Annotated in this window: 11 protein-coding genes; 1 reads left to right on the top strand and 10 read right to left on the bottom strand. The window is 64.7% G+C overall.

Annotated elements, in window-relative coordinates:
- Nucleotides 1–17: 17 nt before the first annotated feature.
- The 5 genes from NF876_RS15435 to NF876_RS15415 form a co-directional block, all read right to left on the bottom strand.
- Nucleotides 18–908 carry an ABC transporter permease subunit gene (locus tag NF876_RS15435; protein ID WP_262269676.1) on the bottom strand — a complete coding sequence of 297 codons (891 nt, stop codon included), beginning with the start codon at nt 906–908 and terminating at the stop codon, nt 18–20.
- A 7-nt stretch (nt 909–915) separates the two neighbouring features.
- Nucleotides 916–1,923: an ABC transporter permease subunit gene (locus NF876_RS15430; protein WP_262269675.1), complete on the bottom strand. Its 1,008-nt coding sequence runs from the start codon at nt 1,921–1,923 to the stop codon at nt 916–918.
- Nucleotides 1,907–3,253 carry an extracellular solute-binding protein gene (locus tag NF876_RS15425; RefSeq protein ID WP_373696670.1) on the bottom strand — a complete coding sequence of 449 codons (1,347 nt, stop codon included), beginning with the start codon at nt 3,251–3,253 and terminating at the stop codon, nt 1,907–1,909. Before NF876_RS15425 ends, NF876_RS15430 begins: the two co-directional genes overlap by 17 nt.
- A gap of 680 nt (nt 3,254–3,933) precedes the next feature.
- Nucleotides 3,934–4,881, bottom strand: coding sequence for a sugar-binding transcriptional regulator (locus NF876_RS15420; protein ID WP_262269673.1), 948 nt, complete (start codon nt 4,879–4,881; stop codon nt 3,934–3,936).
- A 7-nt stretch (nt 4,882–4,888) separates the two neighbouring features.
- The gene (locus NF876_RS15415; RefSeq protein WP_262269672.1) at nt 4,889–5,566 is read right to left on the bottom strand and encodes an HAD family hydrolase; all 678 of its coding nucleotides are present in this window, start codon (nt 5,564–5,566) and stop codon (nt 4,889–4,891) included.
- Between the two features lie 31 nt (nt 5,567–5,597).
- On the opposite strand from NF876_RS15415, the gene NF876_RS15410 reads away from it, so the two are divergent.
- The gene (locus tag NF876_RS15410; RefSeq protein WP_262269671.1) at nt 5,598–5,783 is read left to right on the top strand and encodes a hypothetical protein; all 186 of its coding nucleotides are present in this window, start codon (nt 5,598–5,600) and stop codon (nt 5,781–5,783) included.
- Nucleotides 5,784–6,009: 226 nt separating this feature from the next.
- Here NF876_RS15410 and NF876_RS15405 read toward each other — a convergent pair whose 3' ends face one another.
- From NF876_RS15405 to NF876_RS15385, 5 genes are all read right to left on the bottom strand, one after another.
- Nucleotides 6,010–7,281, bottom strand: a complete 1,272-nt coding sequence (locus tag NF876_RS15405) for a class I tRNA ligase family protein (protein ID WP_262269670.1) — start codon at nt 7,279–7,281, stop codon at nt 6,010–6,012.
- A gap of 582 nt (nt 7,282–7,863) precedes the next feature.
- Nucleotides 7,864–8,025: a hypothetical protein gene (locus tag NF876_RS15400; RefSeq protein ID WP_262269669.1), complete on the bottom strand. Its 162-nt coding sequence runs from the start codon at nt 8,023–8,025 to the stop codon at nt 7,864–7,866.
- Between the two features lie 617 nt (nt 8,026–8,642).
- Entirely contained in the window at nt 8,643–9,839 is a 1,197-nt protein-coding gene (locus NF876_RS15395; protein ID WP_262269668.1) for an IS91 family transposase, read from the bottom strand.
- Between the two features lie 10 nt (nt 9,840–9,849).
- Nucleotides 9,850–10,713 carry a tyrosine-type recombinase/integrase gene (locus NF876_RS15390; protein WP_262269667.1) on the bottom strand — a complete coding sequence of 288 codons (864 nt, stop codon included), beginning with the start codon at nt 10,711–10,713 and terminating at the stop codon, nt 9,850–9,852.
- Between the two features lie 239 nt (nt 10,714–10,952).
- Nucleotides 10,953–12,464, bottom strand: a complete 1,512-nt coding sequence (locus tag NF876_RS15385; RefSeq protein ID WP_262269666.1) for an alkaline phosphatase — start codon at nt 12,462–12,464, stop codon at nt 10,953–10,955.
- Between the last annotated feature and the right edge of the window lie 27 nt (nt 12,465–12,491).

The following is a 12,491-nucleotide window of genomic DNA, read 5'->3' as shown; positions in this document are numbered from 1 at the left end:
CTTCGGTCTGTTGGTCACTACTTGCCGCTGTCGACCAGTCCCTTCACGAACCAGCGCTGAAGGAGAAGGATGACGATGGTGGGCGGCAGCATGGTGAGGAAAGCCGCATTCATCAGCAAATGCCATGTCGGCAGCGAATCCGGCCGCGGCATCAGCTTCTTCAGCCCGATCACCGCATTGGCCATCGCCGGATCGGTGGTGAGCAACAGCGGCCAGAGATACTGGTTCCAGCCCATCAGGAAGAGGATGATCGCCAGCGCCACGACGTTCGATCGCGACAGGGGCAGGAGGATCAATCGAAAGAACTGCCACGGGCTTGCTCCGTCGATGCGCGCCGCCTCGCAGAGCTCGTCGGGAACGGTGAGGAAAAACTGGCGGAAGAGGAAGGTCGCCGTGGCGGAGGCGATCAGCGGCAGGATCAGCCCTGAATAGGTGTTGACCAGATTCCAGTCGAGATCGATCAATGCCTGAATGCCGAGCCAGGAGCCGAGGATGTTGAGCGGCAGAGCGACGTTCGCCGCCGACTCGTAGGTTGGCACGATGCGCACCTCGATCGGTAGCATCAGCGACATGAAGATCAGCCAGAAGGCCGTCATCCGGAAGGGAAAGCGGAAATAGGTGACGGCGAAGGCCGCGATCACCGAAACGGCCAGCTTTCCGACCGTGATGCCCGTGGCGATGATGAAGGAGTTGAGGAGCAGCCGCCCGAAATCGGCATTGCTCAACACGGTCTGCATATTGGCGAAGAACTGGCTGCCGGGGAGCCAGGACATCGGCACGCGCATGATCTCCGCCTGCGAGAGCGAGCCGGTGACGAAGACGAAATAGATCGGCAGGCAGACGAGCGCCGCGCCGACCAGCAGGATGAGGTGGCAGACGGCATCGAGGATCGGCGTATGTTCGTTCATCGTCGGCCTAGACGCTGTAATTGACGCGGCGTTCCACGTAGCGGAACTGGGCGAAGGTCAGAAGCAGCGCGAGCACCATCAGCACGACGGATTGCGCGGCGGAGGAACCGAGGTCGAGCGTGACGAATCCGTCCAGATAGACCTTGTAGACCAGGATGGAGGTCGCGCCGGCCGGGCCGCCACGGGTGGTGGCGTCGACGATGGCGAAGGTCTCGAACAGCCCGTAGACGAAGTTGATCACGATCAAGAAGAACAGGGTCGGCGTGACCATCGGCAACGAGATGCGCAAGAAGCGCTGGATCGGCCCCGCGCCGTCGAGATAGGCGGATTCGAGGATCGACTGGGGCACCGAGAGCAGCGCCGCGACGAGGAAGATGTAGTTGTAGCAGATGTGCTTCCAGGAGGCCGCCATGACGATCAGGGCGAGCGCATGCCAGGAATTGCGGTTCGGATCCCAATCCAGCCCGAGCCCCTGCAGGGTGTGGGCAACGGGGCCGACGCGGGGGTTGAACAGGAAGGCGAGCATGATGCCCGCGATAGCGGGGGCGATCGCGTAGGGCAGCAGCAGCACGGTCCGGTAGGCGCTGCGGCCCCGCAGGATATGGTTCGAGGCGAAAGCGAGCAGCAGCGCGATCGACAGCGTCAGCACGTTCTGGGCGATGGTGAAGATCAGCGTGACCTGCGCCGAGGACCAGTAGACTCCGCTGCGGAACAGTCGTTCGAAATTCTCGAACCCGACCCATTGCGTCGTGGCGCCGAAAGGGTCGGTCAGCTGGAAGGCCTGGATCAGAGCCCGGACCGACGGGATGAAGAAGAACAGCAGCAGGATGAAGAGCTGCGGCGCCAGCAGCCAGATGGGCAGGCGCCATTCCCGGAAGTGCGCACGCTTCAGCCCGCTTTCGGACTGTGCATCGTCGGCGCTCCTGAGGAAAAGGCGCCTCAGTGGCCAGCGGAGGCGCAAAGCGCCGCCGCCGGCCGTCCCGGGGAGAGCAGCCGTGCTATTTCTTGCCGGCATTGAGCTGCTCGTAGCGGCGTAGCGCCTCGTTGCCGCGAGCCACGGCGTCGTCAAGCGCCTGCTGCACCGGCTTCTTGCCGAGGAAGGCGGCCGAGACCTCTTCCATGATCGCGACGTTGATCTGGTTACTGTTGCCGATGCGGAAGCCGAGCGAGTTGTCGCTGGGCGTGCCGCGCATCAGCTGCAGCACGGCGATCTCGCGCGTCGGGTTCTTCTGGTAGTAGCCTTGCGCCTTGGCCGCTTCATACGCTGCGGTCGTGACCGGCACATAACCCGTTGCCTGATGCCACCAGACCTGCGTGTCGGTTTTGGCGAGGAAATCGTAGAAGGCCGCGATCGCCTTGTACTTCTCCGGCGAATGCCCCTTCAGTGTCCAGAGCGCCGCGCCGCCGATGACGCTGTTCTTCGGGGTGACACCCTGCTCATAGGGCAGCTCGGCCGCGCTCCAGTCGAATTTCGCGGCGGCGACGACCGCGGCGTGCGAGGCGGTGGAGGCGATGATCGTCGAGCATTCGCCCGAGGTGAAGAGCTGGATTGGAATGATGCCCTGGCCGGCGAGCTGCATCACACCGGACGAGACCAGCCGCTTCATGCGCTCGACCTGATCGACGAGCTTGCCCTTGTTGAAAACGTAGCTGGTGTCCAGACCATCCATGCCGTTGCGCTTGGTCGCATACGGGATGTCGTTCACCGCGCTGTAATTCTCGAGGAAGCTCCACTCGTAGTCGCCGGGGAGCACCATCGCGCATTTCGACACCCCCTTGGCCTTGATCGCGTCGAGCTGCGGCTCGAGCTCCTGCCAGGTCGCGCCGGGCTTGTCGAATCCGGCGGCTTTGAAGTGGTCGCGATTGTAGAACAGGATCGGAGTCGAGGAGTTGAACGGCATCGCCTGGAGCTTGCCGTCGATCGCGTAGTAACTGACGACCGGAGCGATGAACTGCGAGGCGTCGATCGGGTGTCCCTCCTGTGCCATCAGATCGCTCGTGGGAACGATGGCGCCGGAATTGACCATCGTCAGGAAAGAGCGCTCGTTCGACTGCACGATCTCGGGCTGGCGCTTGGCGCGATAAGCCGCAATCGTGCCGTTCAGCACCTCGTCATAGGTGCCCTTGCCGATCGCCTTGACGACGTATTCCTTCTGGGAGTCGTTGAACTTCTTGACGAGTTCCTCGACACGCTCGCCGAGCGCGCCGCTCATGGCGTGCCAGAACTCGATTTCAGTCGCCGCCCGCGCGGGAGAAAGCCCCGCTAGCAGCATTGCGCCCGCACCCGCCAAAGCACCGTAGAAAGATCGCATATAAAGCCCTCCCTCATTATGTTGTGTGAGCATATGCTCTTTATTGAAGCATATGCTCGCACACTGGCTTGTTATGTCAACCGTTGATGACGGGTCGATGACGGCCGGGCCGGCTTGGGCCTGGAGGGCAATGGGGCAAGGCGGATCAGCGCGTTGGAGCATCCTGAAGCAGCGCATCGATCGGGGCGGCCCGCTTTTCGTCCGCACGATGCGCGCGGCGGTCTTGCGATCGCGTTCACCGGGACGAACCTGGTGACGACGTGGTGCGTGTGTGGTCCGGTCCTGCCACCCTCCCACGTCATGGCCGGCCAGTCATTACCCGCCTCTCGCCGGCCATCCCGATCCGGTGAGGCGCGGCGCCTCTCGGAAGCGGGATCACCGGGACAAGCCCGGTGATGACGTGGTGTATGTGTGAGGCGGTGCGAACACCCTCTCACGTCATGGCACCCTCCGCCCTTCCTGCCACCCTCCCCACGTGATGGCCGGGCCTGTCCCGGCCATCCCGATGGTTTGAAGCGCGGCGCTCTTCCGACCGGGATCACCGGGACGAGCCCGGTGATGACGTCAAGGGTGGTGTGAGCGGATGCTCAATTCCCTCAGTGGCGCACCGTTCGGCGCGAAAAGCCGGGTCCACTTTTCACTGACGTGGCCCTTCGGGTCGCTGACGCGGCCCTTCGGGTTGCTAGCGTGGCCCGCTGGGTCCGCACGGTGCGCTAGTCCGCCAGGAGGGCCCGGGCCGTGTCCTCGTCGGTGACGAGGCCGTTGACGATTCTCCCTCTCAGCGCGGCGCGCAGGGGCGCGACCTTGGCCCGGCCCTGGCCGATGCAGATGCGCCGCCGGGCGCTTCCGGACTCGGGCGGCACGCTGGTCACGCGCAGGTTGGTGCCGCGGTCGAGGAATCGGCCTTCGGCATCGAAGACCCAGCCGGTCACCTCACCGACGGCGCCGTGGCGAACCATGTCGAGCAGCTCGCCGCGCGTCATGAATCCGTCCCGATATAGCACTGCATCCTCGCCGATCTGGCTGATGCCCATCACCCAGAGATCGGCCTCGCTGGCGATGGCGCGGATGCGCCTGATCGACTCGATCTGGATGAGCTGAGCGCGCTCTTCGGGGCTCGACACATAAAGGGGCAGCGGCATTGGAAAATACTGCGCCCGGGTAATTTCGGCGAGCTTGACCAGCGTGTCGAAGGGGCTGGCCGAGCCATCGGGCGAGATGGTCCCGACCAGCGAGACGAGCCGATGCAGCGGGCAGGACATGGGCGGAACGCGCTCGATGCTGGCCCGCATGGAACGGCCGGTGCCCAAGGCCATGACCAGCGATTGGCGTGAGCGCAGCCAGCGCTCGATCAGCACGCCGCCGAGCGCGGCGACGCCGGCCGCGCCGGTCTCCGCCGAGCCGTCGGACGGGGCAACGTCGCAATGCAGCAGCTCGAAGCGGTCGCGCAGCCGCGCTGCGAGCTCCATGCAGGTGCTGATCGGGTGGTTCATGCGGAAGCTGATCAGCCCCTCGCTGCGGCAGAGCGAGACGAGGCGCTGCGCCGCCGGGCGCGAGATGTTCAGGATCTGGGCGATGTCGTCCTGCGTGCGGCCGGCAATATAGTAGAGCCAGCCGGCCCGGGCGGCGTCGTCGAGGCGGGTGCTGTCGTTCTCGGCCATCGGACGCTCAACCGGTTGCAGGCATCGGTGCCAGTTCCCGCCAGGATTCGAGCACCTTGTCGGCTCCGGCGTCCAGGAGCGCCTGTCTCTGGTCCAGAACTGCGAAATGGCTGCCTGCGGCGAGGCCATAGGCTGTCATACCAGCCGCCTTCGCCGCCATGACGCCGCTGACGCTGTCCTCGATCACAAGGCAGCGCTCCGGCGCCACGCCGCGCTCCCTGGCGGCTAGCAGGAACAGGTCGGGCGCCGGCTTGCCGCGCGGCACGCGGGTCGTGCTGAAGATCCGCCCCTCGAAGAGATCCCATAACCCAACTTTCCGGAGGCAGATCTCGATGCGCTCCTCGTCGCTTGACGAGGCTACGCAATAGTCGCTCGCGAAGGCCTCGACCGCGCCGCGCACTCCTTCCACCGGCTGAAGCTCGCGCGCGAATGCGGCAAACAGGCGGGCCCGCCAGCCCTCCGTGAAGTCGCCCGAGGCCAGGCGGCCTGTCATTCTCTCGTAATCCTCGACGACGACACTCGAGGGGCGCCCGAGATAGCGGCGCATCACCGTCTGCAGATCGTAGCCCGGGTCGAGAGGGGAGAGAATATCGACCAGAGTCCGGCAGCTGATGACCTCACTGTCGACGAGCACGCCGTCGCAATCGAGGATGACGAGGTCGAAGGGCGATCTCTGGACGGGCATGGGACAGCAACAACCTTGAGCGGATGCTCGCATGAAGAGCATCTACCCGATTTGCTGTCAAACCCAAAATGTCAGGGGCCTCCAGCACCGCCCAGGTCGCGCCACCGCCATGGTCACCCTCCATGTCATCACCGGGCTCGTTTCCGGTGATCCCGATACGGTGAGGCGCGGCGCTCTTCCCATCGGGATGGCCGGCACAAGGCCGGCCATGACGTGAGGAGGGTGACGCGAACCGAACGATCAACCGCCACGTCATCACCGGGCTTGTCCCGGTGATCCCGGTCGGAAGCCCGCCGAGCGCATCGTGCGGCCCTTCGGGTCCGCCTCTTCCGATGCGCCGGTCAAGAGAGGGAGCCTCGGATGGATCCCAAATGTGGTATCCACTTTTCACTGGCGTGGCCCTTCGGGTCGCTGACGCGGCCCTCTGGGTCACGTCCGAGGCTCTAGTGTGTGCATGACCGGAATCCCGGCGCGAAGACGCGCAGCACCTCCTCGATCCGTCGGGCCGTGTCCTCGTCCGGTCGCAGGTGCTTGTGGCGGTTGTAGAACTCCATGAACCCGCTCACGACCTTGTTGAACTTGAAGGCCCGTATGTCATGGTCGACCTGATCCTTGAAGGCCGACAGATCGATCCGGTCGGAGCCCCGGCTTTCCAGCCACCGCCGCATCCGGGACAGGAACCGGCGCTGCCCGGTGATGTGCTCGTCCGACCACTCCCCACCCTCGAAATAGGGACCGATGAACATCAGGTACAGCCGCAGCTCGTCGGGATCGTAGTCGTCAGGGCTGACGGCATTCCCCTTGGACTTCGACATCTTCGCTCCGTCCTTCCTGATGACGCCCTGATGGATCACCTTCCTGAATGGCTCCTCCCGTGGGACGACACCTAAGTCGAACAGCACCATGTGGATGAACCGGGTGTAGATCAGGTGCATGCAGGCGTGCTCGGCCCCGCCGACATACAGATCGACGGGCTGGTAGCAGCCTTCCGGCAGGAACTCGGTGTCGCTGTCGGTCAGGTAGCGCAGGTAGTAGAATGAGGAGTCGACGAACGTGTCCAGGGTGTCCGTCTCACCCTCGACCGGGATTGGGCACCCCCATGTTCGCTGCCGCGAGACGCACCAGTCCCTCAGATCGGCCAGCCACGCCCGCTGCATCCGCTTGGTGGAATCAGGCATGTCGATCCTGTCCAGGCCAGTGATCAGACGGTCCCGGTAGTCCGTAATCCGGAAGGACCACTGGTTCATGGTCCGGCGCTCGACCGCGCTGCCGCACCGTTCGCAGTGCCCATCGATCACCTGCTCGTTCGCCAGCACGGTCTCGCAGGACGGGCACCAGTTCACCTCGCCCCAGGCCTTGTAAGCCAGCCCGCGCTCGCGCAGGCGGGTGAAGATCCACTGCGTCCACTTCACGTAGGAGGGATCACAGGTCACCAGGCGCTCCTCGAAGCAGGTGTTCATGCGGGCCATCTGCCGCCTGAACTGCGCGATGTTCTCGAACGTCACGTCGGCCGGATCGCGTCCGACCTTGCGGGCGTAGTTCTCGGCCGGCAGCCCGAAAGCGTCGTAGCCGAAGGGCTGGAAGACGGTCGTGCCGCAGTGTCTCAGCCAGCGGCAGTAGGAATCGATGACGGCGTAGTTGTAGTAGTGCCCCAGATGCAGCCCTGCCGCTGACGGATACGGGAACATCACGGCACAGTAGAAGTCGGCTTCCATGGCTCAACTCTCTGCGTTCGGGCGAACGCGCGAGAGGAGCGTCGCCCAGATTACTTCGCGAACACGACGAAAGACCCGGCCGTCGGAACGACCGGGAGGCGAAGTCGCAGAGTGCGGGCGAACGTGATCATGTCTTCAATGTAACAATCGCCTTGGAACTGGTCAACGCCCGGCTCGGAACAAGCCGATTGGGAGGGATCGACCGCGCCGGAATCTGCTGCTCCGCATGCTTGCGGATATTCCGCCGACTTCCGCATGGTGCAAGGACATGACATTGACGGCCGCAGGAACGAGCCGCCGGCGCCGTCGTAGGGCGGTCCCTGTTAGAGCATTTTTCGGTGAAGTGGATCCGGTTCACCGTTAAAAAATGCGGCTCGGCAAAGACAAGAGATGATTCCACGTGAGTGGAAGCAGCTCTAGACTGGACGAGAGCATCGGAGCCATAGGATCGCTGCAAAACAGCAGCGGATCCAAGCGCAATCGGCACAGATTCGCGCGGCCAGACTAGGTCGAAACGCAAACAGGATCGGACACGTGGCCGGCCATTGGTCACGGACTGGACCTGCGCCAAAGCAGGCGTGGTCAGAAGCGGACGTTCAAGCCGATGCGGCTGATCCAGCCGCCGTTCCTGAAGCGATAGCGCGCCTGATCGCCCGCGCGGGCCAGAGATTCGAAATCAGCGACATTGTCGAAGACGAACGCAATGTGCGCGGCTTCGCCGCCCTGGAAGGTGCCTGTCGCCATAGCTGCCCTGCTCGCATAAGCTGGAGTTTGAGCCGACCCAGGTCTTCTCGCCTGGATTCACTGCCGTGTTGAATGGTCAACGAGGCTTACTGCTGCGGCATGTCGAGTCAAGGTATATATTCAGGCACGAAGCAGGCTTGATGGTCCTGTGACATATTGAGCGGGCGAACCTCTCTTGGCTTGTTACTGTGTTCGAATGCATCCTTGCTTTGGGGGCGGCTCTGGGTTGAACGAGCCTTCGGGCATGGCCTCACGAAGGTCAGTTGATGTTAAGGCTTGTTGGATGCCTGCCGCGGCGGAACGGAGCCGCGGCACGAGCGGCAGGCGTTCGACAAGCCTCAAAGGAGGAAACCGCGGAACACCGCGCAGGCGCTGCGGGTGTTATGGGGATTGTGGCGTCGGCATCGGGTGCTGAGCCACCATTACTGACGAGATCCGGTGTGGGTGAGGGCGCCGTGAAGAGCACCGCCAACCCAGCGAAGGAGACCATCGAAGCGCCAGCGGCCCGCAAGACACCGCATAGGGATCACCGCAGAGAGAGACACAGCGAGCGCCGGTGCGCTGAATGCAGCACCCGTCATCAGCCGCATAAAGGGCACGAGCGGGCCAGCAGGAGGTCATGAGGTGTCGATCCGGATCGGGTGAGAGGGCGCAGAACGCGGTGCACATCCGCGGGCGAACCGCTCGATGAGGATCATGCGCCCGCCGCAGCACGGGCAACACCGCGACGGCGCGATCGGTGCGTCGGGTGCAGGAGCATCGGCCAGGGGCTTCTCAGCCACGGCCAGCAGCGCACGCGCACGAGCGAGGTTCGCCTGACGCACGCCATTGCCGAACAAGCCATAGTGGCGGATGCGGTGAAAGCCGTCGGGCAGCACGTGCAGCAGAAAGCGACGGATGAACTCATCGACGCTCAGCCGCATAACCTTGGTGCGCTGACGTTCCTTGGCCCGATAATCCTTCCAGCGGAAGCGGACCCCATCCGCATTGCAGGCAAGCAGCCGAGAGTTCGAGATCGCCACCCGATGGGTGTAGCGCGCCAGGTACGCCAGCACCGCTTCGGGCCCGCTGAACGGGCGCTTGCAGTAGACCACCCACTCGATCCGCCGCAGCGCCGCCAGAAGGGCGCTGAACGCCTCCGGCTCGGCCAGATGCGCCTGAGCTCCGAAGAAGCCCAGGCGCCCGACCGCCTGGGCGCGAGATAGCCCATCCAGGAACAGGCGCCGGAACAGCCGCGAGAGCACCCGCACGGGCAGGAAGAAGTTGGGCCGACACGCCATCCATTGCGTTCCGTCAGGGGATAGCCCGCCGCCGGGCACGATCATGTGCACATGCGGATGGTGCGTCAAGGCCGAGCCCCAGGTGTGCAGCACGGCGGTCAAGCCGATGCGGGCGCCCAGATGCTTGGGATCGGCCGCGATGGTCAGGATGGTCTCGGCCGCGGCCTTGAACAGCAGATCGTAGATCACGGCCTTGTTGGACCAGGCCAGATCCGCGATCGCTGCCGGCAGCGTGAACACCACGTGGAAGTAGGGGACCGGCAGCAACTCGGCTTCGCGCTCCGCGAGCCAATCCCGGGCCGCCGCGCCCTGGCACTTCGGGCAGTGCCGGTTGCGGCACGAGTTGTAGGCGATCTGTGTGTGGGCACAGCGCTCGCAGCGCTCCACATGCCCGCCGAGCGCGGCCGTGCGGCAGGCCTCGATCGCACTCATCACCTTGAGCTGGCCGAGGCTGATGTGGCCCGCATGGGCGGCGCGCCAAGCCGCCCCGTGGGCGCGGAAGATGTCCGCCACCTCGAGAGCCGGGCGGGGCATGGGCCAGCTCTCAGGCGGACGGATCCGAAAGAGGCAGATGATCGAGCGGGCTCATCACGGTGCGGATGAGCTGGGTCGCCACGCGGGTGTAGCGGGCGGTGGTGTCGAGCTTGGTGTGCCCGAGCAGCACCTGGATGACGCGGATGTCGACATGCTGCTCGAGCAGGTGGGTGGCGAAGCTGTGGCGCAGGGTGTGCAGGCTGACGGGCTTGTCGATCTCGGCCAGACGGGCGGCGGCATGACAGACGCGGTTGAGCTGACGCGGGGTGAGCGGGTTGATCCGGTTCTGACCGGGAAAGAGCCAGCCCTGCGGTCGGGCCGCCCGCCACCAGGCGCGCAGCAGCTCCAGAAGCTGCGGCGAGAGCATGACATAGCGGTCCTTGCGGCCCTTGCCCTGCTCGACGCGGATGACCATGCGGGTGGAGTCGATGTCGCTGACCTTGAGGGTGACCACCTCGGAGGCGCGCAGGCCCGCCCCATAGGCGACGCTCAGCGCCGCCTTGGCTTTGAGGTTCGGCGCCGCCTCGAGCAGGCGGGCAACCTCGTCGGGGCTGAGGACCACCGGCAGCTTGCGCGGCTCGGGCACGAACGGGATTGGCTGCATGACCTCGGGCCGGTGCAGGGTGACCTGGAAGAGGAAGCGCAGGGCCGTAACGGCGTGGTTGATGGTGGGCGGGCTGGCGCCGGTCTCGATCAGGAAGAGCTGGTAGCGACGCACATCCTCGAAGCCGGCTTGGTCAGGCGAGGCGCCGAGGAAGGCGCTGAAGCGGCGGATGGCGCGGATGTAAGCGTCCTGGGTGCGCGGGGCGAAATGGCGGATCGTCATGTCGTCGATCAGGCGCTGACGGAGAGGGCTGACGGACGCGTGGGTCATGGGAGGCTCCTGTCCTGAGGGTGGAGGAAACCTCTCCATTCTCAAGCCGGACACGTCCCGGCGTGACCTCTATGATCGTTCCAGACGCCGACAGAGCCGGCACATCCTACCGCGGCAGCGGTTTAGTCCATTCCGATGCCGGCGGAAATCCGGCATTCGTTCCAGGGCATATCGGTCGGCCCAAGGACATATGGATCTGCGGGGCGGATGGGCCGGGTCCGGCCCACCCGCGAGAGCTTCTACTGAGCGGCTGCACGCAGGCCTGAGCGTTCACCCAACTTCGTGGCATGATCGATCACGTGGTAGATGTAGTTCTGTTCCACCACGCCGGCGAAGAGGTGAGCCCAGGGGCCGCCGGCAAAGATCACGACGTCCTCGCCGCCGTGGGTCTCGCTGTCGAGCGGGACCAGGGACTGCTGCTTGTAATCCGGCGCGGTGGTGTCAGCTGGCGTCGGACGTGGTTCATTCGCTTTCACGGCGCCGGGGCCGTTGGCGTAGCCGAGTGTCGTGAACGGCTTGCCATCCTTGCCGAGCTTCGGCTTGCCGTCCGGCTCGACGATGGTCTCCAGGATCGGGTTGCCGCGCTTCGGATATCCACTGATCGTCAGCGTATGGCTGTGGTCTGCCGTCACGATCACGAGCGTCTCATCGAGGTTCACCTTTTGCAGCGCTGCCTTGATGGCATTGTCGAAGGCGACCATGTCCTCGAGCGAGCGGTACGCATTGCCGTCATGGTGCGCGTGATCGATGCGCCCGCCCTCGACCATGAGGAAGAACCCGCTCGGGTTCTGGCTCAGGATGTCGATGCCCTTCACCGTGAGTTCCGCCAGGGACGGCTCGCCGCCATTGTCCTTGAGACGGTCCGCCTCGTAGCGCATGTGCGAGCGCTCGAAGAGGCCCATCACATGAGGGGTCTTTCCATCGAGCTTGTCGAACTGCTCCTTGTTCCAAAGAAACACGCCGCTGTTGGAGTAACGGTTCTGCCATTCCTGGACGAGGTTGCGCCCATCCTTGCGCGAGCCCTTCTTGTCCGCGTCCTCGGGGTCGTTCACGGTCTCCGGGAGGAAGCGGTCGCGTCCGCCGCCGAAGATCACCTCGAAGCCGTCGCCTTGGGACCAGGCGGCAAGCTGCTGGGCGATGTCCTTGCATCCGGCCGCCATGGCCTCCGGCGTCATGTTGGCGTCACCTTCCCAGTCGCGGTGAGGTGTATGGGCGTACATGGAGGCCGGCGTGGCATGGGTGATGCGGGCGGTGGAGATGACGCCGGTCGCCTGCCCGGCCCGCTCGGCCATGGCCGCTAGGCTCAGCACCTCCTTGCCCTTGGACCCGGCACAGTCGCCGACCTCGACCTCGCTGTTCACGCCGATCACGTCGTTGCGCGTTTTCACGCCCGTTACCATGGCCACGGCGGTCGGGGCGGAATCGGCCACCTGCGCGTCATGGGTGTAGGTCTTCGAGAGAGCCGCAAAAGGCAGCTTTTCCATGGTCAGCGAGTTCGACTCGCCATCGACACCGCGCTTCTGCCCCTCGTAGATGCGGCCCGCGGTAACCGTGGAGATGCCCATACCGTCGCCCACGAACAGGATCACGTTCTTGGCGCGATTGGTGTTCGGCGTCACGCGCAAGCGCTCCTGGAGCGCGGACTGAGCTGCGCGGAAGTAGGCGTCGTTGGTTTGAGGCAGGGTGTTCTGAGCGTACGCAATGCTCCCTGAAGCGGCCAGCAAGGCCGCAACACTGACGAGTCGTCTCATGATTGTCCTCCCGTGCTGCCGACGGCC

Source organism: Microvirga yunnanensis, from assembly GCF_025460875.1.
This window is presented reverse-complemented; position numbering and strand designations above follow the sequence as displayed.

Excerpts from the sequence above, each read along its gene's own strand:
- NF876_RS15435 (WP_262269676.1), bottom strand. The coding sequence starts at position 908 with ATGAACGAACATACGCCGATCCTCGATGCCGTCTGCCACCTCATCCTG.
- NF876_RS15430 (WP_262269675.1), bottom strand. The coding sequence starts at position 1,923 with ATGCCGGCAAGAAATAGCACGGCTGCTCTCCCCGGGACGGCCGGCGGC.
- NF876_RS15425 (WP_373696670.1), bottom strand. The coding sequence starts at position 3,253 with ATGCTCACACAACATAATGAGGGAGGGCTTTATATGCGATCTTTCTAC.
- NF876_RS15420 (WP_262269673.1), bottom strand. The coding sequence starts at position 4,881 with ATGGCCGAGAACGACAGCACCCGCCTCGACGACGCCGCCCGGGCCGGC.
- NF876_RS15415 (WP_262269672.1), bottom strand. The coding sequence starts at position 5,566 with ATGCCCGTCCAGAGATCGCCCTTCGACCTCGTCATCCTCGATTGCGAC.
- NF876_RS15410 (WP_262269671.1), top strand. The coding sequence starts at position 5,598 with ATGAAGAGCATCTACCCGATTTGCTGTCAAACCCAAAATGTCAGGGGC.
- NF876_RS15405 (WP_262269670.1), bottom strand. The coding sequence starts at position 7,281 with ATGGAAGCCGACTTCTACTGTGCCGTGATGTTCCCGTATCCGTCAGCG.
- NF876_RS15400 (WP_262269669.1), bottom strand. The coding sequence starts at position 8,025 with ATGGCGACAGGCACCTTCCAGGGCGGCGAAGCCGCGCACATTGCGTTC.
- NF876_RS15395 (WP_262269668.1), bottom strand. The coding sequence starts at position 9,839 with ATGCCCCGCCCGGCTCTCGAGGTGGCGGACATCTTCCGCGCCCACGGG.
- NF876_RS15390 (WP_262269667.1), bottom strand. The coding sequence starts at position 10,713 with ATGACCCACGCGTCCGTCAGCCCTCTCCGTCAGCGCCTGATCGACGAC.
- NF876_RS15385 (WP_262269666.1), bottom strand. The coding sequence starts at position 12,464 with ATGAGACGACTCGTCAGTGTTGCGGCCTTGCTGGCCGCTTCAGGGAGC.